Source organism: Neobacillus sp. 114 (assembly GCF_030127045.1).
GTDB lineage: Bacteria > Bacillota > Bacilli > Bacillales > Cytobacillaceae > Neobacillus > Neobacillus rhizophilus.
Genome location: NZ_CP126144.1, coordinates 6,255,439 through 6,281,234 on the forward strand (window position 1 = coordinate 6,255,439; position 25,796 = coordinate 6,281,234).

Here is a 25,796-nt window from a genome sequence, read left to right on the forward strand (position 1 = left end):
CATTCCTCACTTTTTATGTTTTAATAAATAGTTGCTCCAAAACATTTGTATCCCTAGGCACGGAGACCTCTCTACGTGACCGTTTTCCTTAGTTTCCACCCGGTTTGGGCACGTACAACCTCTCTACGTGACCATTTCCCCTGGTTTCCACCCGGTTCATCACGTATAACCTCTCTACGTGACCATTTCCCCTGATTTCCACCCGGTTCGGTCACGTATAACCTCTCTACGTGACCGTTTCCCCTGGTTTCCACCCGGTTCGGGCACGTATAACCTCTCTACGTAACCGTTTTCCCTGATTTCCACCCAGTTCGGGCACCTATAACCTCTCTACGTGACCGTTTCCCCTGATTTCCACCCAGTTCGGGCACCTATAACCTCTCTACGTGACCGTTTCCCCTGATTTCCACCCAGTTCGGGCACATACAACCTCTCTACGTGACCGTTTCCCCTGATTTCCACCCAGTTCGGGCACATACAACCTCTCTACGTGACCATATTCCATGGTTTCCACCCTGTTTAGACACGTAGACCCTCTCTACGTGCCTGTTTTCAACTTTTTCTTACTCAATCGGGCACGTAGAATTACAAACTAAAAAAAGATATAACCTATTTCAACAAATCCCCCACAAACTTCGGCAAAACAAAGGCCGCCTTGTGGAGTTCTTTTGTGTAGTATCGTGTTTCAATGTCGTGGAAGCGGTCGTCGCTGACTGCGAGCGGATCGTATTTTTTCGATCCGATGGTGAATGCCCACAGGCCGCTTGGATAGGTTGGGATGTTGGCAACATAAAGGTTGGTCATCGGGAAAATTTCACGGACATCGCGCTGCACATTGCGAATCAAATCGGCTTTAAACCACGGGTTGTCTGACTGGGCCACGAAGATTCCGTCTTCCTTCAATGCCTTGGAAATCCCGGCATAGAAGCCCTTTGTAAACAGGTTCACGGCGGGTCCAACCGGTTCAGTGGAGTCTACCATAATGACATCGTATTCATTTTCACTATTGGCAATATGCATAAATCCGTCATCAACGCGGACATCCACTCGAGGATCGTCCAGCCAGCCGGCAATCTCCGGTAGGAACTTCTTCGAATACTCGATTACTTTCCCGTCGATATCGACAAGCGTCGCCTTTTTCACACTTGGGTGCTTCAACACCTCGCGGATGACGCCGCCATCACCGCCGCCGACAACCAGCACATTCTCCGGATTCGGATGCGTAAATAACGGCACATGTGCGACCATCTCATGGTAAACGAACTCGTCTTTTACCGAAGTCATGACCATGCCGTCTAGCAAGAGCATGTTGCCCCACTCGGCGGTTTCTACCATTTCCAGCATTTGAAACTCGGTTTGTTCTGTATGTAAAGTTTTATTCACTTTCATCGTGATCCCAAAGTTCTCGGTCTGCTTTTCCGTAAACCAAAGTCCGCCCATCTAACCATCTTCCTTTCCTCTTTTTTCTGCCAATAAGAAAGTATAAACTTTCTTAACGCATAAGTGCAACTACGCCTCTGTCTTCGCCCTAAGGGCTCGCCAATCGGCGAGTTTTCTTTAAAATAAACACTTCAAACTTATACTACCCAAACTATTGAATTACAATCACACGAAAAAGTCTAGCAAAAATGTTTCAAATTCCTGCAAAAAATTGTTTAAAAAGAGTCTATTTTTTCAATACTATTACTATCGGTTTTTTCCAAAATCCAAAATTTCCCGTCAGAAAAGGAAAGACGGGCTCACAAAAAAATAGGGGGTGAAGTTAGCATGGAAATCATGACGAATCACGGTTTTCGAAAAACAGTTAAATATTTGCGTGCTCTAATCATCATCAGTTTGATTGGCATGATTTGTATGCTTGTGCTTTTCCTCGGCGTCCTCGCCTATGCGAAAATACTAGGTCCGCCGCCGCTCGCCGTTCCGCAGTCAACATTGTTTTTTGCCGACGACGGTACACTGATCGGCGAAAGCAATAACGGCCAAAAGCGTTATTGGGCGAAGCTTAACGATATCTCTCCGGATCTCGTCAATGCGACCGTCGCGATTGAGGATAAAAATTTTTACGAGCATCATGGGTTTGATTATAAGCGGATTGCCGGGGCAGTTCTAGCCGATATCAAGGCATTCGCCAAGGTTCAGGGGGCAAGCACGATCACCCAGCAATACGCAAGGAACCTTTTCCTTGAGCATGACAAAACATGGACGCGAAAGCTGACCGAAGCCTTTTATGCGATCCGCCTCGAGATGAACTATTCTAAACAACAAATTCTCGAAGGCTATTTAAATACGATTTATTACGGCAACGGCGCTTATGGGGTCGAAGCCGCCAGCCAATATTATTATGGTAAAAAAGCGGCCGACCTTTCGCTGGCAGAAGCAAGCCTGCTCGCTGGCATTCCGAAGGGGCCAGGCATCTATTCACCGCTCCGGTCTATCGAAAACGCGAAAGCGCGGCAAAACATTATTTTGCAAAGCATGGTGAAAAACGGATACATCAAGAAAGATGCAGCCCAAATTGCTGCCGGGCAGCGCCTTGTTTTTGTGGGCGAATATCCGACGCACAAAGCTAGGACCGCCCCTTATTTCCAGGATGCCGTCAAAAACGCCTTGAAAAATCAGCTTCATCTCGATGACCGGACCATCGCCCTCGGCGGCCTAAAGGTCTATACGACGCTGAACATGAAGCAGCAGGAGGCGGCAGAGCAGCAGGTCAATCGGTATGTCTCAAAGTCCTCGGAAATTCAAGTCGGCCTTGTCGCGATGGATCCGAAAAACGGCAATGTCAAGGCAATGGTCGGCGGCCGGGATTATGAAAAAAGTCCGTTCAACCGGGCCGTCCAAGCGGTCCGCCAGCCAGGCTCGACCATCAAGCCGCTCCTGTATTACGCGGCCCTTGAGCACGGCTTCACCCCATCGTCAACGATGCGGAGCGAGTTTACGACCTTCCAGTTTGACGATGGCCAGGCCAATTACACGCCGCATAACTTTAACAACAAGTATGCTGACGGCGAGATTACCCTTGCCCAGGCCCTTGCGGTTTCGGATAATATTTTTGCTGTAAAAACCCACCTCTTTTTAGGGGAAGAAACATTGATTGATACAGCGAAGAAATTCGGCCTGTCGACCAAAATGTCGAAGGTGCCATCACTTGCGCTGGGCACCTCAGGGGTACGAGTGATTGAAATGGCGAACGCCTACAGCCTGTTTGCCAACGGCGGCAAAAAGGTCAGCCCGAACTTGATTACGAGAGTGGAAGACTTTAATGGCAATGTTATTTTTGAAAAGGAAAATAAAGAGGAAAAAGTGTTGGACCCAGCCAAAGCGTTCGTAATGACGCAAATGATGACTGGTGTGTTCGACCCTAAGCTTAGCGGCTATGCAAGGGTTACGGGAAGCACCATCATCAACGACTTAACCCGCCCCTATGCTGGAAAATCAGGTTCAACGGAAACGGACAGCTGGATGATCGGCTTCTCGCCGCAGCTGGTGACAGCCGTTTGGGCTGGCTATGATATCGGCAAACCGCTAGATGTGACTGCCGAAAAAACGTATGCGAAAAACGTGTGGGCGAATTTCATGGAGGAGGCTCTGGACGGCAAGCCAGTCAAGGCTTTCAAGCCGCCAAAGGAGGGCGTCATCGGGCTATATGTTGACCCAACAAACGGCAAGCTTGCAACCAAGGATTGTCCGGTGCGCCGCTTCACCTATTACGTGACTGGCACCGAACCGACCGAATACTGTACCGAGCATCTTGGTAAAGGCGGCTCGAAAAAGCATGACAAAAATGGCGATGACCAAAAAACCCCATGGTACAAACGCATCCTTCCATGGAGTTGAATGAACGGAAAAAGCTCCGGGGCAGCCCCGGAGCTTTTTCCTGTCCTAGTCTTACAGTGTTTTCACACTTCTTATAATACTACCCATTTTTGAAAAAAACTACAAGAGTTTCACATCTTTTATTTTTGTAAAAAAATGTTCATAATTAGCGTTAAAAAGGGTCTTGTTTTTTCCAAAAATATACTATTCAGCCTGCAAGCCGTTTTTCAATTCATCGGTCGAATTGTTCCATAAATCTTCGTTATGACCGCGCAGGAAATCGGCTAGCACCTTTTTCGATTTGTCGTCCATATGGTCGACGATAATGTGGCGCTTCAGTGATTTATCCATGCGGTTGACGTGCTCCGGCAGCGACTTGTAGCCGCGGCGGATTTCCCGATCAACAGTCATGTAGCAAGCAGTTACCCCAGCATAATAAGGACCCTCCGGCTTACGGTCAACCGTCACCCACACAAGCCAATATGGCTTGCCGTTTGGCACCTCGTCCTGATTCGGTAGGAATTTGATCCCTTTTTCGACGACGCTGCGGGCATGCATCGCGCCGACATCAATCTCCGCTTCACCTGCATTGACGTCAATAATGACCGGCGATACATTATCAAGGCTCAATGCACCCTTGCCATAGCCCTTGTGCCCGTCTGTCGGGTCGCTTTTAATAATATTAAAACCTATTTTTTTCTTGTTTTCTTCCATTGATGCTATAAACCTCCTTTAAAAAAACAAACCGTAAAAGAAATTGCTTAATCCACCTGTCACCCAGGGAATGACCGCGCTGAAAATCGGCTGAATCGTATAGTTGTCGAGCGGTGTGATGACTAATATCAGAAAAATTAATATCCCATACTGTTCATATTGTGTCATTTTGGCACGGACTTCATTGGGGGCCAAATCTTCCACAATCCGGTAGCCGTCGAGTGGCGGCAGGGGAAGCAGATTGAAAATGAACAGTACCACATTGAGCTGAATAAAAATTTCAAAAAAATCATATAAACGATCTGGTGCATTGACCCCAAACCGGTTCAGCCCATAGGCGATAATAAAGCCTAGGCAGGCCAGCACCAAATTGCTCAACGGTCCGGCAGCCGACACAAGGACCCCGGCTAGGCGCGGCTTTTTAAAGAAAAAGCGGTTAACCGGAACGGGACGGGCCCAGCCAAAGCCGGCGATAAAAATTAAAATCGTTCCGAATGGGTCGAGATGCTGCAGCGGATTTAAGGTCAGTCGGCCTTGCTTTTGGGCGGTAGAATCGCCAAATTTATAGGCAACATAGGCATGGGCAAATTCGTGAAATGTAAAGGCAAATACAAGCGTAATGGCCACATAGGGAATCAGCTCCAACGGGTATGCGAGAAATCGGTCCAAAGGCGTTTCTCCTCTCTCGTGAAAAGACAGCTTATCTGCCGTTCTATTTTTCTTTAAGTATACATGAAACCGCTTGGAAAAAGAAAACCAAATGTGCCGACGATTCTTGCACATTTTGGCCGTTTGTGAAACACTACAATCAGTACCCATAAAAAGGAGGATTTTAGTATGCCATACGTAACCGTAAAAATGCTAGAAGGACGCACTGAAGAGCAAAAGAAAGCGCTCGTTGAAAAAGTAACCGACGCCGTCAGCGAAACCACTGGCGCACCAAAAGAAAACATCACCATCTTCATCGAAGAAATGAGCAAAAACCACTACGCAAGAGCGGGAGTTCGCTTCAGCGACAAATAAGGTGTCAGGCACCGCTTGTTGACATTTGTCCGCCTTGGGTGGACACTACCCGAATAAAACCAATAAAGTGTGAATCCGCTAGGTCTTGCTTTGGATTCACACTTTATTTTTTATGTTTATAGTTTAAAGTCGTTTTTGGGGCTTTCGAGCTGTATTTTTTCGAGTTCGAGCCTCATTTTTTCCGTTTCAATTAAGTAGTTTTGGTGCTTTAACTTTTCAAGTTCCAACTCGTCCTTTACCATTTTGGCACGCAATTTTGTCTTTTGGACTGATAATCCGCCGACAATTGCGACAATCGGAATCGTAAATACCATTATGATTGCAATCAATCCTGCAAATTCACCCATACTCCAAAACCCCCATCACCACTATTATAGTAAAATTGTACCAAACCTACACAAAAATGGATACCAAGAGCTACAAAAATCCCAATAAAAAACGCCCAGGCATCCTGCAGCAAGCGTGGGCGCTTCAAACTTTATTTAAACTTCCTGTATTACCTTTTCTCTAAGTGCCTCAATATACCGATAAGCCTCATCGATTTCTTCCACCGTATAGCGCTGGCTGCTTTTTAGAGTGAACACCTTCTGGGCCACTTCTTCCTTTGGAAGATTATCAAAATATAAAACCGTCGAAACCAGCTCAAGGAATCTAGCATTCTGGGCATTCATATCGTTCAGGCAATCCTCCAAGCAAGGCATGTCCACTTCGTTTAGACTCAAAAACTCCTTGCCTGAATCGGTCAATTTATAGCGATATTGATAATATCCGCCCTTTTTCTCTTTTACTTCATTAAGAAAACCCATGTTGCAAAGTTCCTCCACGCGGGTGGTCAATTCCTCGGAGTATGGGCCGTAAAAATGAAATTGGAAGCGATCTTGAAACGGAAAATCAATTTTTTTGGCAATATATATCATCTTCTGCAGTTTTTTCCTTCCGATAATTTCACCGGAAACTAGAATTGCCTGCATCAGTTTGGCATGGTCTTTCAGCAATTTTCGTCATCTCCTACTCCATTTAACAATTCTCTATTGTAAAAGGGCGCGAATTTTCTTTTTCCACTCTGCCCCGCTGGCAGTGTCCTCAAGAAAATCAGCCGGATAGTAAAGCTTGTGGTCCGTTCTGCGTTTTCCCGAAATCGCATCGACGATTTCCGATTCGCGGGAAAGCTCCCGCAAGTCCCCATTTTTCATCAACAGGTGAATCGGCAGCCGTTCCTCTTCCTCGCCTGGACGGTAAAAGTCATACGGCAGATCTGATGAAGAATCGACCACCAAGTAATATTCGGGGTCAATTCCTGCTTTTTCAAAAAGTACCGTTAATTCGGCAAGCTTCTTGTATTCCTTGGCAGGATCAAATTCGGCATACTTAAATAAATTCCGATTGACAAAGCGTCGGCAGAGGTCGCTTAATATAGGGTCGACCTCCTCCTGCCAGATCTGAAAATAAAACATAATCACAGATTCATCTAATTTTAAATAGTCTTCTAAAGTCACTTGCTCCGTGAAAAAAGAGATAAAGTGAATCGGTTCATGTTTAAAAGAATAGTTGTTCTTAAATAATTCCTTGGCACGGTGGAGGATTTTTGTCAAAATAACCTCGGCACTGCGTGAGACTGGGTGGAAGTATACCTGCCAGTACATTTGGTAGCGGCTCATGATATAATCCTCGACCGCATGCATGCCGCTCTTTTTAATAACGACCTGGTCCTCGCGCGGGCGCATCACCCGTAAAATCCGCTCCATGTCAAACTGCCCGTAGCTTACCCCCGTAAAGTAGGCATCGCGCTGGAGGTAATCCATCCGGTCGGCGTCAATTTGACTGGAAATCAGGCTGACGACCATCTTCTTTTCCGATGTTTTCGCGATCACTTCGGCAACCTGCTCAGGAAACTCTGGGCTTACCCTTAGGAGGACTCTGTTTACCTCTGTGCTTCCGAGGATAATTGCACGGGTAAAATCTTCGTGGTCAAAGCCGAACACCTTCTCAAAGGCGTGGGAAAACGGACCGTGGCCGAGGTCGTGCAGCAAGGCAGCGCAAAGGGTGAGCAGGCGGTCATCGTCATTCCATTCCGCCCTTCCTTCGAACACATCATCAATGATCCGGCGGACAATTTCGTAAACGCCAAGGGAATGGTTGAATCGGCTGTGTTCGGCACCGTGAAAGGTCAAAAAGGTCGTCCCCAGCTGCTTAATGCGTCTTAAACGCTGAAACTCCTTCGTCCCGACCAAATCCCAAATCACCCGGTCGCGGACGTGGACATAGCGATGAACGGGGTCCTTAAACACTTTTTCTTCGCTCAATTTTTCCGCCGAATACACCATTGGCTTCCCTCTTCCTGATCTTTCTTGATTCTATTATATCCCCATCAAATGGGTAAATCATCCAAAATTCAACAATTTTCTTCAGTATTTTTCGACAATACTGCTACGACAATAATGGTGACAGTATTGGTGCCTAGCACCGGCCGCGGACATTTGTCCGCATGGGGTGGACACCAGCCAGACCGAACAAAAAGAAAAATCACCTTGGCACAGTGTTCGAAGGTGATTATTTTAATTTTTTATTGACTTTTTCCATTAATTCCTCTTCTGTCAGAGCCGCGAGCGGGCGGTTATTGACGAAGGCGAAGGTCTTTTTCCGGCCTGGTCCGCAATAGGACTGACAGCCAATTTTAATCTCGGCCTCCGGGTCAATTTCTTTCAGACGAGGGATCAATGTCTTTAAATTTACGGCCTGACAATCGTCGCACACACGAAATTCATTGGACATCTTTCTTACAACCCTTTCTACATAAACAATCTATAAATAATAGTTTAACCAACTACCATATTGAAATTACAAAGCGAAAAGTTCCATTTTGAAAAAACTTTATAAAACCTTGGTCCGTACATTGAACTCCTAAGGTATTTTACATTTTCTCTGTTTTCAATGCAAGTTGCAAAGTTTAGCAATCATGGTTCTACTTCTCAATAAACCGCTACACTACCGCCGCCAAACCGGTACACCCAGAGCAAATCATCCAATCGCTGCTTTATATTTACCTATTAGCAAAAAAATCTATTATCCTTTTAACCATTTTGGTATAAAGCCTAGAAAACTTGTCCATCATAAGACTAGAACTTTTTATAATTTCGCCGGAATTTGCCCGGCAAATCATGTGGAAATTATGTTAGGGAGATGAAAAATATGAAAGTTCGTCAAGATGCATGGACAGATGAAGACGATTTGCTATTGGCTGAAACCGTCCTCAGACACGTGAGGGAGGGCAGCACCCAGCTGAACGCATTTGAAGAGGTAGGTGACAAATTGAACCGGACCTCCGCAGCCTGCGGCTTCAGATGGAACGCCGTTGTCCGCCATCGCTATGAAAAAGCGTTGCAGTTAGCGAAAAAACAGCGCAAACAAAGACAAAGAATCCTAGGAAAGGATCAAGGCGGCAAGAAAAAGCTTCTCTACAATCCGCCGGTTCCAGTCTCCGAAGATTTAGGAGTTTTAAACGTTCAGAGTGAAGTGATGCCTGAGGCTTCTGCTGAAATGCAGGACATGACGGTTGAAATGGCAGTTGAAGCATTGGTGCAGACGCAAGCGCAAACTGCGCCGGTACAGACCTACAGACCAGCCGTGACAGCATCCGCATCAGGTCTCACAATGGATACCATCATTGCTTTCTTGGAAAACTTTAAACATTCCAATCTGCAAAATGATGTATTAAAAACTGAGAATGAAAGATTGAAAAGAGAAATTGCTGACCTGAGACAGCAAAATGAAGAATTGAGCGCGAAAGTCAGGGATCTTGAGGATAACCGCGAAACGATGCAAGAAGATTACGAGACCCTCATGAAGATTATGAACCGCGCCCGCAAGCTTGTTCTTTTTGAGGAAGAGGAACGGCCGGCAACAAAGTTCAAAATGGACCGTAACGGGAACCTCGAAAAGGTAGCCGAATAATTCTCTAGACAGAAAGCACAGGGAGAGAGACGCACAGCATCTTTATTCAAAAAAAGCCGTACATCCTTTACAAAGGGTATGACGGCTTTTTTGCTTGGAAAAATTGGCTCCACGAACCGCCCGCCGCCGTGCCACCACCACTCCGGTTCACCCCGGCGGTCCCCCTACATCTCCGCCAGCTTTTCATTTCGCTCGACAATTCTCTGGTAGTAGCCCGGCAAAAGCTCCAGCTCGTATTCATTTAACGGGCCTGCAAACAGCAGGTCACTGTTATTTTTCAACTCCGTTAACAGCCTGAGCATGACGTCCCCTATGCTAAGTTCAACTTTGAGCAGCTCAGAAAGTGAAGCCATGACTTCCGGAACGATTTCCGGATACGCGAACCTAGTTTGCTCATTTCGTTTGGCTTTTCTGTAAAATTCGCGAACGAGTTCGGCGCGTCCCGACCCACTGCCGTTTACACAAAGGTAAATCTGGACAGCAACCCCTTTTTTCAAACGGCGCTGCGAGATGCCGGCAAATTTTTTCCCGCCGATGCTGAGGTCATAGCTGCCTGGGCAGTAGGAACCGACGATTTCCCTCGCTTCAATCTGCTGAGTGAAATCAGCAAACATACGCTGGATTAGCACCCACATCGCGTCATAGCCGCGGTTGATGTCGATTCCTTTTTCCGCCTCCGGAAGGATCAACGAAATGTTAAGGACCCCTTCATCGAGAACCACGGCAAGTCCGCCGGAATTCCGGACGATAGACTGATGGCCCTTTTTATGTAAAAATTGAATGCCCTCCTGTAAGAATGGCAGTTTTGTATCTTGTATGCCAAGGACGATGGTGTTGTGATGCACCCAGGCGCGCGCTGTTGCCGGGGCCTGGCCCGCACCAACCGAGGCACACAGCGTGTCATCGATGCCAAATGACTGAAGCGCCTGAAAATGCGGCCCTACCGAGGACTGGTCAATGATCCGCCACTGTGGCTGTCGTAATAAACCTTCCATTTTAGTTGCTCCTTGTACAGTATGATGGAGTTATTTTATCAAAATGCTTCGGGAAAAAATAGTTTGGGATATCTCAAAGGAGGATATCGACACATTTCTGTGCTATATCAACACATTTCTGCAACTTATCTACACAAATTTTTCAGATATCTACAATTTCCACGATATATCTACACATTTTCGCAAGATATCTACAAATTGATTCAACCCGAAAAAAAGAGCCAGTCCAAACCTCGGACAAGCCCTCAAAATATCATTACAATCCCTGTGCCGCCGTAATCAACGCCAGCTTATAAACGTCCTCTTCGTTACAGCCGCGGGAAAGGTCGTTCACCGGCGCGTTTAGCCCCTGTAAAATCGGGCCGACTGCTTCAAAGCGGCCTAAGCGCTGGGCAATTTTGTAGCCGATATTTCCTGCTTCCAAATTAGGGAAGATAAATACATTTGCATCACCCTGCAGCACGGAGCCAGGTGCTTTGCTTTTTGCCACAGAAGGGACAAAGGCAGCGTCAAATTGGAACTCCCCGTCGAGCACAAGCGACGGTTCGCGGCGTTTTGCCTCTTCCACAGCAGCCACAACCCGTTCTGTTTCCTCTGATTTCGCAGAGCCCTTCGTTGAGAAAGATAGCATTGCCACGCGCGGCTCAAGATCAAACATTTCCGCCGTTTTTGCGCTTTCAATCGCGATTTCCGCCAAATCCATGCTGTCCGGCGCAATATTGATCGCACAATCGGCAAACACATATTTCTCATCCTCGCGGACCATGATAAACACGCCGGAGGTTTTCTTCACGCCAGCCTTCGTCTTAATGATTTGCAAGGCCGGGCGAACGGTATCAGCAGTCGAATGAGCCGCACCGCTGACAAGTCCATGTGCTTTATTTGTATATACCAGCATTGTGCCAAAGTAGTTTTCATCTAATAAAATCTTGCGGGCATCCTCTTCGGTTGCTTTTCCATTGCGGCGTTCCACAAAGGCAGTCACAAGTTCATCCATTCCCGCGTAGCTCGCTGGGTCATAAATTTCTGCGGCATCCAAGGATACGCCAAGCTCCTGGGCTTTTGCCTGAACCTGTTCAATGTTCCCCACCAGAATTGGCGTAAGCAGGTTTTCCTCCGCTAAGCGGCTGGCCGCTCTGACAATCCGCTCATCCATGCCTTCTGGAAAAACAATTTTCAAGCCACGTCCGGAAATTTTATTCTTCAATCCTTCAAACAAATCCACACCTAACACTCCTTTTAAAAAAACTCCTTTAAATCAGCATACTTTACCAAATTATTTTTTCAAGCGATGTTCATCACAGACAACGCTTCCACGGAGAAGTTTTAGTTTTCAAAAAATAAGCACTCTACTTTTTACTATTCTCTTTATTTCATAAAAATATCCTCTAAAGGTTTATTTGGGGAAACCTTGGTCAAACTATGGTATAGTTATGGTTGTTTAAGAAGAATGATTACATAGGAGTGATTTTAATGAGTGAAGCAGCACAAACGCTTGATGGCTGGTACTGCCTGCATGATTTCCGCACTGTGGACTGGACCACCTGGAAGATGCTTTCTGAAGATGAGCGCCAAGCGGCGATTCACGAGTTTTTAAGTCTGATTGAAAAATGGAACACCACCCAAGAACGCAAAGAAGGCAGCCATGCTTTATATACAATCGTCGGCCAAAAGGCAGATTTTATGATGATGATTCTCCGCCCGACAATGGAAGAACTGAACCAAATTGAAACCGAATTCAATAAAACCAAATTTGCCGAATTCCTCGTGCCGGCTCATTCTTATGTGTCCGTTGTCGAGCTCAGTAACTACCTGCCTGCAGGAGAGGATCCGTACCAGAACCCACAAATTTTGGCACGCCTATATCCAACTCTGCCAAAAACCAAGCATGTCTGCTTCTATCCAATGGATAAGCGCCGCCAAGGCAATGATAACTGGTACATGCTGCCGATGGAGGAGCGCCGCAATATGATGCGCAGCCACGGCATGATCGGCCGCCAGTATGCAGGCAAGGTCCGCCAAATCATCACCGGTTCCGTCGGTTTCGATGATTACGAGTGGGGCGTAACCCTGTTCGCGGACGATGTCCTGCAGTTTAAAAAACTTGTTTATGAAATGCGTTTTGACGAAGTCAGCGCCCGCTACGGTGAATTTGGGGCATTCTTTGTCGGCAACCTGTTAGAGGACGAACGCATCCCGAATTTCTTACACGTATAACTCGTTTGTTTAAAAGCTCCCAACACATAGCTGGGAGCTTTTTTCATTTGCACCTCGTCCTAAAGTCATATCTCCAAACTTTCCCTCATACTAATAAAACAGCGAGAAGTAGGAACCAATTTATGGTTCGTGAGTATGTATAGACTGTTGGGCTTTTTATTTATATTTTTTTAGGAGGGAATAAAATGAGCCAATATTACAATCCTCAAGGATTTCAGCCTTATACTGGCGGTGGAGCCGGAATGCAAGGGGCCCAGCCAATCTCTGGCGGGCAGGGATTTGTTCCCACTCAGTCGGGAGGATTTCCGCCGGGAGGAGCTGTTCCGCCAAGGCCGCCAGCCGGAGGCAGTTCCGTTCCAGGCATGCTGCCAATTGAACAATCGTATATTGAGAATATTTTACGCTTAAACAAAGGCAAGCTTGTATCTGTATTTGCTACATTTGAAGGCAACACACAGTGGAATGCCAAAGAATTCAGAGGAATTATTGAGGCAGCCGGCCGTGACCATGTAATCTTAAGCGATCCGCAAAAAGGCACCCGCTTCCTGATTCCAATGGTAGCCGTCGATTACATCACATTTGCTGAAGAAATCGAGTATGACTATCCTTACGGCGCAGGTCCGCAATTAGGTACTTACCCGCCAAGATAAATAGAAAAGCGGCAGCTCCTTGACCAGTCGCTGGAGCTAGACAGATGAAAAAAGCATTGAGCTCATGTCTCAATGCTTTTTTTCATGATTAAAATTGTTTTACCGCTCCAAGAATCATCAATACCCAAGCCGCTAGGAAGCAAACGCCGCCGATTGGGGTGATGGCGCCAAGCGGGCCGATTTTTGTTAAGCTTAATAGATACAAGCTGCCACTGAATAAGATGATACCAACAAGCATTAACCAGCCTGACCAAGTAAATAAAGAGCTAGTTGCAGCTTTTCCAAGCAGCAGGCCAATGATTAAAATGCCGGTCGCATGAAACATTTGATAAGTAACGCCAGTCTTCCAAATCTCAAGATAATGAGCATCTAATCTGTCCTTTAGGCCGTGTGCCCCAAAGGCACCAAGTGCGACCGCCAAAAAGGCATTAATAGCGCCGATAACAATAAAAGTTTTCATATTTTTGTTCTCTCCTTTTGTCTAGCTGCAGCGACTAGCCCCTCTGTGGTCTACAGCCAATCCGTCAAGAAGGCTTGTATTATGCTTGGCTACAGAAAGCTATTGCTTTCTGTACGCATTAAGGGCAACTAAGCTACTGGCTTTGCTAACTTGCCAGCAGCAAATTCGCCCTATATCGGGGCTGGTCAAGGCGCTTCCGCTTTTCTATTTAAAAATCAAACAACGAATCGCCGTTTGCCTCATCGTCCAGTTCCAATTTTTTTGGCTGTGTTAATGATGCCGGCTGTTGAAAAATCGGCTGCTGGACAGCGGGCTGACAGGCTGCTGGTTGAAAAACTTGAGCTGTAGTCGCTTGCTGAATAGGAGCAGTCGCAGGCTGCACATCTCGTCCGGTCTGCTTTTCTTCCAATATCAATTCGCATAATATTTTAATAGAGTAAACCCTTTCCCGCAAGCTTTCTTCCTTATGGCTGGCCCGTGCCTGATTCAGTTCTTCTTCCATTTTTGCTAATAGTTTTTGGACTGATATATTCACGTTCTAATACCCCTCATTTTCGGTCTCTGTTTTATTCTACATGAGTATCGGCTTTTTTTCGAAAAAATAGACTTTCACAGGCTTTCGACATATTTCAAATGTTCCACGTGAAACTTGTTGAAATTTGTAAGACCCGCACCTTCCAAGGTACGGGTCCGTTAATTTATCCTAATATTCTTTGATAGACTGTCTTCGCATGGGTCAAATCTTTTGTCCCGTGAATGAGGGCCCGGCCGTCTTGGAAGATGACCATCCGCTCCTCGCCCATTTCAACTGACACTAAATATGGATTGCCTTTTACAGTGTAGCCGAGCGTGCTAAGCTGGCCGGCAAGCTGTTCTAGTGAGATTTTCCCAGACTTTGAAGGACGGATTTGCACCGTATCGCGGCCGCACAGGACAGTTGTCTTTGTCATATTTTCACTGTCGAGATAAGGATATGTCCGATCCTCGCCACAAGATAAGCATCCTGCAAATTTTGCCTTCGACATTTTCAAGCTCGTATATTGATTTCTCCATAAATCGAAGCTGACGAAGGTCTGCCGCACTGCATCCCAATCCTCGACCAGCATCTTCAATGCCTCGGCCGTTTGATGGGCAATGACCATTTGCACAGCCGGAGAAATAATGCCGCCTGTATCGCAGGTCATTCCCTGAAGCGGAATGGTCCTCAGTAGGCAATTTAAGCACGGCGTTTTACCAGGAATGATGGAAAAACTCATCCCATAACTGCCGACGCAGGCCCCATAGATCCAAGGAATGTTGTATTTCTGGGAAACGTCGTTCATCGCCATCCGCGTTTCAAAATTATCCGTCGCATCAAGCATCAAGTCGACTCCTGCCGCTAATTCCTCCAACAGTTCCGGGGTGGCGTCACCAATGATGGCATTGATTTCAACATCTGAATTAATTGCCTCTAGCCGTTTTTCTGCGGCGGCGGCTTTAGGCAGTTTCTCTGCCACATCCTCTTCTGTATAAAGCTGCTGGCGCTGCAGATTACTGGCTTCTACATAGTCCCGATCGACGATGGTTAATCTGCCGACGCCGGCCCGGGTCAGGATTTCCGCATTTCCCGAACCAAGGGCCCCGGCACCGATAATCAAAACATGCTTTTTGCTTATTTTTTCTTGGCCTTCCTTGCCGATGCCGGGAAAAAGGACTTGCCTTGAGTAGCGTTCGTTCATAAAGATCCCCTTTCTAGAAGAAAACTCGCCTTTTGGCGAGCTTTTAGGGCATTAAATTACAAATTTTAAAGAAAAATTGCTTTTCTAAATTGCATTTTATTGAATTACCGATTCATCTCACAGTCTATTGGCGAATTTTTGGATTCTATTGGCGAATCCAGACGTTCTATTGGCGAATTTCACATTTCTATTGGCGAATCTGACCACTCTATTGGCGAATCGATAAATCAGCCACCGCTAACCGGAGGAATAAACGCGATCTCATCTCCATCCTGGATGACTTCATCATTAGAAGCAAACTCTTCATTAATCGCAGTCATGACCGTGTCCATCCGCGGCAGGTCGTACTTCTCAGAGAGCTCCGCCTTCAACTGCGCCACTGTTTTCCCGCTGGCATCCAGACGCAGAAACTCCTCACCAACCGCATCGCGCAAATGGGCGAAAAATAAAATTTTATTCACTTAAATCACCTTCCTCAGGCTTTCCGCTCGGATAGGCCTTCGTTTCGAGCTGGTTGCCGACCCATTCCTCGCCGTCCTCCCAGTGCTCCTTCTTCCAAATCGGGACAATTTCCTTAATCCGTTCAATCGCATAGCGGTTCGCTTCATAGGCATCAGCCCGGTGCGGCGTCGACACCGCGATCACCACCGCGACATCGGTAATATCTAAGCGCCCGACCCGATGAGTAATCGCAACTTGAGAGCCCGCCCAGCGTTCTTCAATCTCGCGGCCAATCTGCTCCAGCTTTTTCACAGCCATCGCTTCATATGCTTCATAGATTAAAAACAACGTCTTTTTCCCATAGGTCAATTCCCGGACGGTGCCGATAAAGGTAGTAATCGCGCCTGCTTCGCGTTGGACCACCTTGTCGATGACCTCCTGTATATTAATCGGTTCTTTCGAAATCTCGTAAAACTTCAATTATTTCACCTCTTCAGCCAAGCGCTTTGGCTCGGCGTTTTCCACCACTTGATAGCCGCCGATTTTCTCCACCTGAGCCTTGAAGGCAGGGGAATGGATGATTTCTGCTAGCAACTTGAACTGTTCGCTTTCGTAAAAGCTTCTGGTCATAACTAAATCGTATTCCTCGTCGGAAACCGGAACGAACTCCAAGCCCATTGCCTTTGCCGCTGGATAAATGCCGAGGCCAGCGCCACAAGCATCACTCTTCACTTCCGCAGCAACTGCTAAATGAGAGAACATTTCGCGGTCATAGCCCGCTATTCCCTCCGGCTCAAGGCCCGCTTCCTCCAGCAGCATATCAAACAAAATCCTCGTGCCGGCGCCTTTTTGGCGGTTCACAAAGTTTGCTCCCTTTTCCACCAAATCACGCACGTCACGGATTTCAAGCGGATTGCCGGCCGGCAATATCCAGCCCTGCTTGCGCTTCAAAAATGGATACAGGACAACCTCCTGCCCGGCTAACAACCGGCGTACATATGATATATTATATTGTTTTGTCTCAGGGTCAAGCAAATGAATCCCCGCTACATGGGCCTCGCCTTTTCGGATTGCCATAATGCCTGCCATGCTGCCTACATGCGAGGAGACAATTTTCATCTCGGTTCGCACCTGCTTCAGCGCCGATGACAACAGGTCTATCGTCAAATCGTGGCTGCCCGTAAACATGATGGCATTTCGAATTTCCTCTAGCGGCCGAAGCAACTCCACTTCCGCCAGCTCGCCTTGTTCATAGCCGATCACATCCGGCGGCACCACCAATAATCCGTCCGCACGTACATAAGACATCGTCACCCCAGCTGCTCTTGTCAGCGGATTAGCGACAAACTGGCCATTCACAAAGCCGATATTCATTCGCACAAAATCCTCAGCGCCCATCGACGAAACGATACGCCGGCCAAGCTTGACGGTAACCTTCTGCCGCTCTGGCTCCGGCACACCCAAGTACTTGCAGACAAGCGGCCGTGCGAACCATTCCAGCGCCAGATAAGCCGAAACCGGATATCCCGGTACACCAATTACAACCGTTCCATTAATCTTACCCAATATAACCGGCTTGCCAGGACGTGCCGCAATGCCATGAGTATAAACTGTACCAAGCTCCTGAATAATATGAACGGTATAATCCTTGCGCCCCGCCGATGATCCGGCATTGATGACGATAAAGTCCGAAGTCTCGGAAGCATTCAAAAGCGCTTCTTTAATCTTCTCCGGCTCATCCTTGACAATCCGATGCAAGCGCGGCTCGCCGCCCCACTCTTTGATAAAATTGGCAAATACCGTCCCGTTAAATTCAACAATTTTCCCAGGCGCCATCTCCTGCCCGGGCTCGACCAGTTCATTCCCGGTCGGAATCACGGCCACAACTGGTTTTTTCACAACCGCTACCGAAAGCAGCCCCGAAGCAATCAGCACGCCCAAATCAGCAGGCCGCAGCACATGCCCTTGCGGAAACAACATTTCCTCCTGAACGATATCCTCGCCAATCGGCCGGATATGCTGCCAAGGGGTTGCCGGCTCGATGATTTCAATCGTATCATCGTCCAACACCTGGACATGCTCAATCATAATCACTGCATTAAACGGCGATGGAATCGCATTTCCCGTATCAACGTGAACAAATTGCACCCCAAGCTTTAAATGGAGCGGGTTTTGCTCATGAGCCGTGTACGTGCTTTCCGCTACAACCGCGACCCCATCCATCGCCGAGGCATGATAATGAGGAGTCGAAACCGGCGCAAAAATTGGTTCTGCGGTCACACGGCCAAGCGCGTCTACTGTCGGTATCAATTCTTTTTCCGGAGTCACCTCAAAGGCAGCAAGAATCTCATCTCGCGCCTCGAAACGCGGTTTATCTTCCAAGTAAATTTTCCGTTTATACATGACTGTCGCTCTCCTTACCTGGACAGAATCACAGGAACATATTCGCCCTGCGAAACTCCTTCTTTTTCTGAACTGATCTCCACAATGCCGTCACTCTTCACCAGCGTCGTAATCAACCCGGACTTGCCGATAATCGGCTCCGCCCACCATTCGCCGTCCTTTTCCTCAAGCCGTACTCTGATATAATCCGACCGGCCCGGACTTGACGGGATGTTTTTCGTTATTTTTGCAAAAATATGCCCAGGTTTCGGCACGAGATGTTCCCCGGACAACTTCTTTAAAATCCGCTCGCCAAACAGTTTGAAGATAATCATCGCCGACGCTGGATGACCGGGCAGTCCAATCACCGGTTTGCCGTCCGCCATCGCTAAAATCGTGGGTTTGCCGGGCTTAATCGAAATCCCGTGCACAAACACACCTGGCTCACCCAAAGACTGAATGACCTCAGTTGTATAATCCTTCGCACCAACAGAACTGCCGCCCGACATAATCAAGCAGTCCACCTGCTCGTAAAGCTCGCGGGCATTTTGGCTGAATTCCTCATAGTCATCGTGGACAATGCCGCCGTATACAACCTCGACATTCCAATCGCTCGCCAGTCCGGAAATCGTCAAACCGTTAATATCGCGAATTTGTCCGACCGCCAAGGTCTCAGTTTGATAGGGAACGATTTCATCACCTGACGACAGATAGCCAGCTTTAATTTTTCGAAAAACGGTTACATGAGTTATCCCTAAAGAGGCGAGCGCTCCCAGTTCCTGAGCGCGGAGCTTCATGCCTTTTTCAAGGAGAATCTCACCTTCGCGAATATCCTCGCCAGCCCGGATGACATTTTCTCCAGGAGCAATTTGTTTATATGTATTGAGGAGTCCGTCGACATCCTCACAATGTTCAATCATCATCACGCTGTCACTGCCGGCCGGAAGCATTCCGCCGGTTGGAACGTAGACAGCTTGTCCAAGGCCGACCTTTACATCGGGGACCTCGCCCATTTTGACTTCGCCGGCAACGTTCAGGAAGCCGGGCATGGACTCAGAAGAACCATACGTATCTTTCGCGCGGACAGCATACCCATCGACCGTCGAGCGGTCAAAGCCGGGAACATTCTCCTTCGCAGTCACCGGCTCGGCTAGTATATAATGAAGGGCTTGGGAAAGCTCCCTTACTTCTGTTTGTTGGGTTGCCGGGATCATTTCGTCTATCAAGGCAAATGTTTCTTCCACTGTTTTTACTTTGAAAAATTGCATGGTTCTCTTTTTCCCCCTAATGTTCGCTTTCGGCCCACTTTTTCGCGTCTTCGTATTCCTCCGGGTGGTTCATGTTGAAGAAGACCCGCTCTAATTCTGCTTGGCTAAAGCCTGCAAGCTCTTTTTCTGTTACATAAAGGACTTTAAGACGGTCCAGTAGCTGCTTCATGCGGAGATTCCCCGCCGCAATACATTTCTTTGCCTCGCCCGCAACTGATTTTTTAAAAACAGCAAATAATGGATGCTGGTTCCCGTTGATAACGGGGATGACCGCATCATAATTGCCGCATAGTTTCGCTATTGTCTCGGCGAGTTCCCCGGACACAAACGGCATGTCGCAAGCGACGACAAAATTAACATCGCTTTTGGAAGCTTTCAAACCGGCATGGAGTCCGGCGAGCGGCCCCATGCCGGGATAGTCATCTGCGACCATTTCCAGTTCTAAAAATTCATAATCATCAAAATGATTGGTTACCAGAATTATACCATTAAAACGGTGCTTAAGTGTGTCTCTAATTCTTTCAATATTGGTTTTCTCATTAATTTTTAGTAGAGCTTTGTTGGTGCCCATTCGGCTGGATTTTCCGCCTGATAAAATGATTGCTGAAGCGTTCATCGACAGCACCTCTTAATTCGTTATTTTTTTCTCGCCTGCTGAACTAAATCCGTTTTCCTGCGCTACAAAATCGAGATGGATTGAATTTAAATCGATCATGGCAGCGGAAGGTTTTTCTATATATTGCCTTGTATCAATAATTTTAATATAGCCGTTGCACTCCTCGCAAACCTGTATTTGCGAGACAGCATCCCCTTCAATAGTTAAAAATTTGATTTTTTGGTAGTCTTCATTGCCGCAATGTGAACACTCCAGGCGCTTGGCATTCCAATGGGCGAGACAGCGCGGACATTGGCAAACCTTTTTGCCCTCATCCTCCAAAACTGCCAGTCTTACAGGCTCGCCGCAGACAGGGCAGCCTGAACCCGGGACGGCACGGTCAATTTCCGGCTGGACTTTTTCAGCCACTAGTTGAAGATACGGACGGAGTGTGGTTTCTGCTAAGAATTGTGGAATCCATGGTTCCAGTCCATTTTCCTCAGCAAACCTTTCAAAGTAGACGCTATTGAAGGAAAAGGCTTCCTCTATCCAGCGGATGGCCGTTTCTTCATTAAGCAAACTGGCGATATCAGCAAGCTTTGGTTTCAGGTTTGGGCTGCTTTCTATGAGTAGGGCTGTTATTTCCTCTACCCACTGTAAGAATAGTGAAATTTCAAAATCAATCGCCGCGAGCGCAGCAGCAGGTACCCCTGCAGCCAGTGCCGCTTTATCCAGATTAGGCTTGATTGTGTCAGGGTCGATCATCCTCTTCCATTTTTCCTGAAGTTGGACAATTTCCTTTTGCAGGTTCTGGTATTCCTTTGAAACAACGGATTTAATCATCGTTGTTGCACCTCTTTTTTATTAGTTTTTTTGAATTCGCCAATAGAACTGCATAATTCGCCAATAGAATGTTGAAATTCGCCAATAGAACTCAACAATTCGCCAATAGAAAGCTGAAATTCGCCAATAGGACCCCAAAACCACTCAAAAGATTCAATGGGAATGGCTGCCTTTGACAGACAGCCAGCCCCTTTCCTCATAAAATTAAGCGCCTTTTTTATGTTTCGGGTCATCCAAATCAGGGAAGTTACCCTTTTTAACCTCTTCTTCATACCATTCGGTGTAGTGATCCTTTGCCCACCGAGCAGGAACCTCGCCGGTAATGACACCGGAGTAGCCTGGTCTTGAGTTTTTATTAATCACACTCAAGTAAATGTGACCGACAATGACGGCAATTCCAAGAGCGAAGCCGACGTTGTGGAAGAAGTAGCCCCACTGTACTAAAGCCCTTGGGAAAAATTGCGGAAACCACATCGTGAAACCTGAACAAATAACCAAAATCGCACAAAACATCTGCAGAATCGAGTTAATTTTTTCTCCGGCGTTGAAGAAGGTTTGTTTTATATGCTTAAACTTAAAGCCGAACAATTCTTTAACGAAACTGCTGAAGAATTCAAGGTCGCGTTTTTTCCAAGTGATTAATTCCTTCAGCCAAAGCATCAGGAATTTCGGGCTAAAAATCAACAAGATCAAGGTAGGCGTAACAAAGGTGACGGCGAAAATTCGGTGCAGCAGCCGGGCGTTGGCCGGGCCGCCAAACACCGGATACAGCCAGTCAAAGAATTCGGTATACATCGGCAGTGCCGTAATGTACAACGCAAAGAAGGAAATCCCATTGATTGCATGGGCCCAAACAAACGCCTTTGGAAATCGTCTGACTTTCGCCACGGGCTTTTGCGCTTGTTTACTCATTGCTACCACCTCCGTCTTGCTCTTTGCCTTCTTTATTAAACAGCTTGTTTGTCACAAACGCACCGACAAGAGCCATCGTGGTGGCACCCAGCATCATCTTGCCGATTGGCTGTGCGTAATCCTTCCAAGCAACTGCGGAGGTTGGAACTTTCGGATTTTCCGGAAGCCCGTAAACAGACGGTTTTTCTGCTAAAACATAAACGGTGTGTGTGCCGCCAACGCCTTGCGGATTGTAAACCTGAGCATTTGGATAACGGCCTTTGATTTCTTGAACTCGCTTTTCAGCTTTTCTGATCATGGCCTCTTTATCGCCAAATTCCATTGCTCCGGTATGGCAGGTCGTTACACAGGCAGGCTGCAGACCTTCTTCTAAACGGTCGGTACACATCGTGCATTTATGTGCTTTACGGTACTCTTTACCGTTTTTATCTTTATATTCCTTTAGAGAAATCACTTCGAATGGACAGTTTTGTACGCAATAGCCGCAGCCCACACACTTGTCTTGATCGATGACAACGGAACCAAAATCGGTATAGCTGATGGCATTCTCCGGACATACCTTTTCACACGCAGCATCCGTACAATGGAAGCAGGATGAGTGGCGGAACAAGTAATCCAGACCGCCTCCCGCATTCTCATGCTCAATGTACTGGAGGACGTTCCAGGTATCGGCCGTTGTTTTCGGATGGGACTGGGCGCTGCCCTGGAATGCTGTCTCTTCAACAGGAAGGTCGTTCCAGTTTTTACAGGCCACCATGCAGGCTTTACAGCCATCGCATTTGGTAACATCAACGAATTTCACATATTCTTTAGCCATTAGTCAGCCCTCCTAACATCACAGAGGAATGCTTTGTATTCAGGAATTTGCGTGTTAGCATCTCCAATATGCGGAGTCAGGCGGTTAGCTGTATCTCCTGTAACATATCCCTTATAGCCAAAATGCCATGGCATTCCCACTTGGTGCACTACTTTGCCTCTTACTTTGAAAGGCTTATAACGTTTTGTAACCATTGCGTAGGCAGTGATTTCGCCGCGTGCTGAGCTGACAATGATTTTATCTTTGTTTTTGATGCCTTTTTCTTTGGCGAGTTCTTCACTTATTTCAACAAACATGTAACCGGCGATTTCCGACAGCCATTCTTGGTTTCGGGTCATCGAACCGGACTGCCAGTGTTCAGATACCCGGTAGGTTGTCGCTATGATTGGGTAAGTTCCTTTTGAGCCTTTCTTGTTGAAGTCGCCTTCATGAATCACTACGGCAGGGTTTAATTCCACAGATGAGAAGGCATTTGGAACAGGGCTTTCAAATGGCTCATAATGTTCTGGGAATGGCCCTTCATTCATTGTTGGTGCGTAAAGCAATCCTACTCCGTCTTTATTCATCATGATTGCGCCAGTACCGCCTGGTGCTGTTGGCGCTAATGTAGCATTAAAGTCTGGAACGTCGTTGCCGACCCACTTATTCTGGATGGCATCCCACCAGATGATGGCTTTTTCCTTGCTCCAAGGATTGCCGTTTGCATCTGCTGCAGCACGGTTGTATAGAACGCGGCGGTTCATTGGCCAAGCAAATGACCAATTTAGATAGTTATGTCCACCCGTGTCTTTATTGTCGCGACTTTTTGATTTGTTCTTGCCTTCTTCAGGATAGAAGCCGCTATAAATCCAGTTTCCGCTGGTAGTTGTTCCATCAGCTTTTAAGGCACCGAAACCAGGAAGCAGCTTGCCTGTTGTCAGGTCATAACCATTGATTTCCTTGGCAACTAGATCAATGTCACATTCCTCACCTTTGCCAAAATTCCAATCAAGAGCCAGGAATGGAGCAGCTTGTGCACTTGTGTCACCGGCATAGAGCTTTTTAAGCTTAAGTGCCAGCTCATGGATGATGTCAAGGTCTGGTCTTGCTTCGCCCTTAGAATCAATCGCTTTCCAGCGATATTGCATCCAGCGCGAGCTGTTAGAGATGCTTCCTTCTTTTTCAAATGATGCTGATGCTGGGAGCAGGAATACCTCGGTATTGATTTTCGATGGGTCGCTGCCAGCTTCTTTTTTCCAGAAGGCTGCTGTTTCTGTTTCCCAAAGGTCCACAGCAACCAGCCATTTTAAGTTGCCTAGTGCTTCTTTTTCCTTGCCGGCATTCGGTCCGCCAACAACCGGATTTGTTCCCCACAGGAACGCACCGTCAAGCTCTTGATTGTACATCGCTTTGAATAAGAAAATGTGCGAGTAGTTCTTTGACCCTGGTTTAGGTAAATATTGATAGCCAAATTCGTTCTCGGCTGTTGCATTTTGCGCGTACCAAGATTTTAGCAGGCTGACCACAAATTTAGGTCTGTTGCTCCAATAACCTGATGGAGGTGTTTCTTTCTTTAAGTAGCCGTCAAGGGTCGCGTGCTCGGGTACTGATGCTTTAGGAATAGCCAGGTAACCTGTTAGGTTATCCCATAATAATCCAAAGTCAGTGGAACCTTGTACGTTTGATTCGCCGCGCATCGCGTTAATACCGCCGCCTGGCAGGCCAATGTTGCCCAAGAGCATCTGAATAATCGCATAAGCACGGACGTTTTGCGAACCGACTGTATGCTGGGTGGTACCCATTGCATAAAGGATTGTTCCCGCTTTGCCGACTTTGCTTGTTTCACAGAATGTCTTGTAAACCTTTAATAAATCTTCCTTTGGTGTGCCTGTTACCGATGAAACCGTATCCAAATCATAGCGTGAATAATGCTTCTTCAGTAATTGAAAAACTGTACGAGGGTTCTCCAAGGTTGGATCCGTTACCGGTTTTCCATCCGGTCCTGCCGCAAGTGCCCATTTTGTTTTATCATAGGTGCGTTTTGCTTGGTCATAGCCGCTGAATAGGCCGTCTTTGAAATCGTAGCCATCTGCCACGATAAAGGGTGCGTTTGTATAGTTAACAACATATTCTTTGTGAATAAGATTATTTTCGAGTGCATATTTTATCATTCCGCCCAAGAACGCAATATCCGTTCCGGAACGAAGTGGTGCGTAAATATCAGATACTGCTGAAGTCCGAGTATAACGCGGGTCAACACTGATGATTTTTCCGCCGTTTTCTTTTGCTTTTGTCAGCCATCTGAAGCTGATTGGGTGATTTTCTGCAGGGTTTGCACCCATAATTAGCGCGCAATCTGTATGCTGCAGGTCATTCCAGTGGTTTGTCATTGCTCCACGTCCAAACGATGGTGCCAGACCGGCAACCGTTGAACTGTGTCATATTCGTGCCTGGTGTTCTAAATAGACAACGCCAAGCCCTCTCATCAATTTTGAAACCAAATATGTTTCTTCGTTATCGAGTGCCGCGCCGCCAAGGCTGGCAATCTTTTCTGTCCGGTTGACAGTGACGCCATTCTCTGAAACGATAAATGACTTATCGCGGCTTTCTTTTGTACGTTTGGCAATGGTATCCAGCATCCATTCCCAGTCTTTTTCTTCCCATTTATCGCTGCCAGGAGCGCGATAAAGCGGTTTCGTCATCCGCTTTTCAGAAGTGTATAACTGTCTAAGTGTCGTCCCTTTGCTGCATAGCTTGCCTTCGTTTATTGGATTATCCGGGTCCCCCTCCGTATAAACCACTGTGTTGTCCTTTGTATGGACCAAGATTCCGCAGCCGACGCCGCAAAAACAGCAAATGGTTGGTGTTACAGTAGCTTTGGCAATTTTGAATTCCTTTGATTTCGCATAAGCCTTTTGCTCATTAAAGCCCAGTTCAACAATCGCCAATGTGGCAGCGGTTGCACCGGAAAGTTTTAAAAATTGCCGGCGATTTAGGTTCATTTCAACCATTTCC

Annotated in this window: 26 protein-coding genes and 1 pseudogene; 5 read left to right on the forward strand and 22 right to left on the reverse strand. The window is 46.9% G+C overall.

Going from position 1 to position 25,796, the window contains the following annotated elements; translation table 11 throughout:
• Positions 1 to 609 precede the first annotated feature (609 nt).
• Positions 610 to 1,440: a spermidine synthase gene (gene speE / locus QNN06_RS30525; RefSeq protein WP_217032497.1), complete on the reverse strand. Its 831-nt coding sequence runs from the start codon at positions 1,438 to 1,440 to the stop codon at positions 610 to 612.
• Between the two features lie 327 nt (positions 1,441 to 1,767).
• On the opposite strand from speE, the gene QNN06_RS30530 reads away from it, so the two are divergent.
• Complete coding sequence (locus tag QNN06_RS30530; protein WP_213117095.1) at positions 1,768 to 3,837, forward strand: transglycosylase domain-containing protein; 2,070 nt, start codon at positions 1,768 to 1,770, stop codon at positions 3,835 to 3,837.
• Between the two features lie 183 nt (positions 3,838 to 4,020).
• On the opposite strand, the gene QNN06_RS30535 is transcribed toward QNN06_RS30530, so the two are convergent.
• Both QNN06_RS30535 and QNN06_RS30540 read right to left on the reverse strand, forming a co-directional pair.
• Positions 4,021 to 4,530 (reverse strand): YwhD family protein, encoded by a 510-nt coding sequence (locus tag QNN06_RS30535; RefSeq protein WP_213117094.1) that lies wholly within the window; start codon positions 4,528 to 4,530, stop codon positions 4,021 to 4,023.
• Between the two features lie 18 nt (positions 4,531 to 4,548).
• Complete coding sequence (locus QNN06_RS30540; protein WP_213117093.1) at positions 4,549 to 5,199, reverse strand: site-2 protease family protein; 651 nt, start codon at positions 5,197 to 5,199, stop codon at positions 4,549 to 4,551.
• 168 nt (positions 5,200 to 5,367) lie between these two features.
• Here QNN06_RS30540 and QNN06_RS30545 point away from each other — a divergent pair, with 168 nt between their 5' ends.
• The gene (locus QNN06_RS30545) at positions 5,368 to 5,553 is read left to right on the forward strand and encodes a 2-hydroxymuconate tautomerase (RefSeq protein ID WP_213117092.1); all 186 of its coding nucleotides are present in this window, start codon (positions 5,368 to 5,370) and stop codon (positions 5,551 to 5,553) included.
• A gap of 116 nt (positions 5,554 to 5,669) precedes the next feature.
• Here QNN06_RS30545 and QNN06_RS30550 read toward each other — a convergent pair whose 3' ends face one another.
• From QNN06_RS30550 to QNN06_RS30565, 4 genes are all read right to left on the reverse strand, one after another.
• Positions 5,670 to 5,900, reverse strand: coding sequence for a hypothetical protein (locus tag QNN06_RS30550; RefSeq protein WP_213117091.1), 231 nt, complete (start codon positions 5,898 to 5,900; stop codon positions 5,670 to 5,672).
• 135 nt (positions 5,901 to 6,035) lie between these two features.
• Complete coding sequence (locus tag QNN06_RS30555; protein WP_284036689.1) at positions 6,036 to 6,548, reverse strand: YwgA family protein; 513 nt, start codon at positions 6,546 to 6,548, stop codon at positions 6,036 to 6,038.
• Positions 6,549 to 6,581: 33 nt separating this feature from the next.
• Positions 6,582 to 7,877, reverse strand: coding sequence for an HD domain-containing protein (locus QNN06_RS30560; protein WP_213117089.1), 1,296 nt, complete (start codon positions 7,875 to 7,877; stop codon positions 6,582 to 6,584).
• A gap of 226 nt (positions 7,878 to 8,103) precedes the next feature.
• The gene (locus QNN06_RS30565; RefSeq protein WP_213117088.1) at positions 8,104 to 8,325 is read right to left on the reverse strand and encodes a YuzB family protein; all 222 of its coding nucleotides are present in this window, start codon (positions 8,323 to 8,325) and stop codon (positions 8,104 to 8,106) included.
• Positions 8,326 to 8,742: 417 nt separating this feature from the next.
• Between QNN06_RS30565 and QNN06_RS30570 the strand changes: the two genes are divergently transcribed.
• On the forward strand, positions 8,743 to 9,504 hold the full coding sequence (locus tag QNN06_RS30570; protein ID WP_213117087.1) for an RsfA family transcriptional regulator: 762 nt from the start codon (positions 8,743 to 8,745) through the stop codon (positions 9,502 to 9,504).
• 164 nt (positions 9,505 to 9,668) lie between these two features.
• Here QNN06_RS30570 and lipL read toward each other — a convergent pair whose 3' ends face one another.
• Positions 9,669 to 10,499, reverse strand: coding sequence for an octanoyl-[GcvH]:protein N-octanoyltransferase (gene lipL / locus QNN06_RS30575; RefSeq protein ID WP_213117086.1), 831 nt, complete (start codon positions 10,497 to 10,499; stop codon positions 9,669 to 9,671).
• A 256-nt stretch (positions 10,500 to 10,755) separates the two neighbouring features.
• Entirely contained in the window at positions 10,756 to 11,724 is a 969-nt protein-coding gene (gene pta / locus QNN06_RS30580) for a phosphate acetyltransferase (RefSeq protein ID WP_284036690.1), read from the reverse strand.
• A 248-nt stretch (positions 11,725 to 11,972) separates the two neighbouring features.
• Between pta and hemQ the strand changes: the two genes are divergently transcribed.
• Both hemQ and gerQ read left to right on the forward strand, forming a co-directional pair.
• Positions 11,973 to 12,716, forward strand: coding sequence for a hydrogen peroxide-dependent heme synthase (gene hemQ, locus QNN06_RS30585; RefSeq protein ID WP_213117084.1), 744 nt, complete (start codon positions 11,973 to 11,975; stop codon positions 12,714 to 12,716).
• Positions 12,717 to 12,901: 185 nt separating this feature from the next.
• Complete coding sequence (gene gerQ / locus QNN06_RS30590) at positions 12,902 to 13,366, forward strand: spore coat protein GerQ (protein ID WP_213117083.1); 465 nt, start codon at positions 12,902 to 12,904, stop codon at positions 13,364 to 13,366.
• Positions 13,367 to 13,454: 88 nt separating this feature from the next.
• On the opposite strand, the gene QNN06_RS30595 is transcribed toward gerQ, so the two are convergent.
• The 13 genes and pseudogenes from QNN06_RS30595 to QNN06_RS31530 all read right to left on the reverse strand — a co-directional run bounded on the left by QNN06_RS30595 (position 13,455) and on the right by QNN06_RS31530 (position 25,792).
• Positions 13,455 to 13,826: a DUF423 domain-containing protein gene (locus QNN06_RS30595; protein ID WP_213117082.1), complete on the reverse strand. Its 372-nt coding sequence runs from the start codon at positions 13,824 to 13,826 to the stop codon at positions 13,455 to 13,457.
• Between the two features lie 208 nt (positions 13,827 to 14,034).
• The gene (locus QNN06_RS30600) at positions 14,035 to 14,361 is read right to left on the reverse strand and encodes a YwdI family protein (RefSeq protein ID WP_284036691.1); all 327 of its coding nucleotides are present in this window, start codon (positions 14,359 to 14,361) and stop codon (positions 14,035 to 14,037) included.
• 163 nt (positions 14,362 to 14,524) lie between these two features.
• Entirely contained in the window at positions 14,525 to 15,544 is a 1,020-nt protein-coding gene (locus tag QNN06_RS30605) for a thiazole biosynthesis adenylyltransferase ThiF (protein WP_284036692.1), read from the reverse strand.
• 227 nt (positions 15,545 to 15,771) lie between these two features.
• Positions 15,772 to 16,005 carry a molybdopterin converting factor subunit 1 gene (moaD, locus tag QNN06_RS30610; protein ID WP_284036693.1) on the reverse strand — a complete coding sequence of 78 codons (234 nt, stop codon included), beginning with the start codon at positions 16,003 to 16,005 and terminating at the stop codon, positions 15,772 to 15,774.
• Positions 15,998 to 16,465 (reverse strand): molybdenum cofactor biosynthesis protein MoaE, encoded by a 468-nt coding sequence (locus QNN06_RS30615; protein ID WP_213117078.1) that lies wholly within the window; start codon positions 16,463 to 16,465, stop codon positions 15,998 to 16,000. Before QNN06_RS30615 ends, moaD begins: the two co-directional genes overlap by 8 nt.
• The gene (locus QNN06_RS30620) at positions 16,466 to 18,388 is read right to left on the reverse strand and encodes a molybdopterin biosynthesis protein (RefSeq protein WP_284036694.1); all 1,923 of its coding nucleotides are present in this window, start codon (positions 18,386 to 18,388) and stop codon (positions 16,466 to 16,468) included.
• Between the two features lie 14 nt (positions 18,389 to 18,402).
• Entirely contained in the window at positions 18,403 to 19,635 is a 1,233-nt protein-coding gene (locus QNN06_RS30625) for a molybdopterin molybdotransferase MoeA (protein WP_284036695.1), read from the reverse strand.
• A 16-nt stretch (positions 19,636 to 19,651) separates the two neighbouring features.
• A complete protein-coding gene (mobA, locus tag QNN06_RS30630; RefSeq protein ID WP_284036696.1) occupies positions 19,652 to 20,251 on the reverse strand; it encodes a molybdenum cofactor guanylyltransferase in 600 nt (199 codons plus the stop codon).
• A gap of 12 nt (positions 20,252 to 20,263) precedes the next feature.
• Positions 20,264 to 21,073, reverse strand: coding sequence for a formate dehydrogenase accessory protein FdhE (locus QNN06_RS30635; RefSeq protein ID WP_284036697.1), 810 nt, complete (start codon positions 21,071 to 21,073; stop codon positions 20,264 to 20,266).
• A gap of 204 nt (positions 21,074 to 21,277) precedes the next feature.
• The gene (locus QNN06_RS30640) at positions 21,278 to 21,985 is read right to left on the reverse strand and encodes a formate dehydrogenase subunit gamma (protein ID WP_284036698.1); all 708 of its coding nucleotides are present in this window, start codon (positions 21,983 to 21,985) and stop codon (positions 21,278 to 21,280) included.
• On the reverse strand, positions 21,978 to 22,802 hold the full coding sequence (locus QNN06_RS30645; protein WP_213117072.1) for a 4Fe-4S dicluster domain-containing protein: 825 nt from the start codon (positions 22,800 to 22,802) through the stop codon (positions 21,978 to 21,980). Before QNN06_RS30645 ends, QNN06_RS30640 begins: the two co-directional genes overlap by 8 nt.
• Positions 22,802 to 25,207, reverse strand: a pseudogene (gene fdnG, locus QNN06_RS30650) (formate dehydrogenase-N subunit alpha); the annotation flags it as partial. The gene QNN06_RS30645 and the pseudogene fdnG, both read right to left, overlap by 1 nt.
• A gap of 12 nt (positions 25,208 to 25,219) precedes the next feature.
• A complete protein-coding gene (locus QNN06_RS31530) occupies positions 25,220 to 25,792 on the reverse strand; it encodes a twin-arginine translocation signal domain-containing protein (RefSeq protein WP_481819234.1) in 573 nt (190 codons plus the stop codon).
• Positions 25,793 to 25,796: the final 4 nt, after the last annotated feature.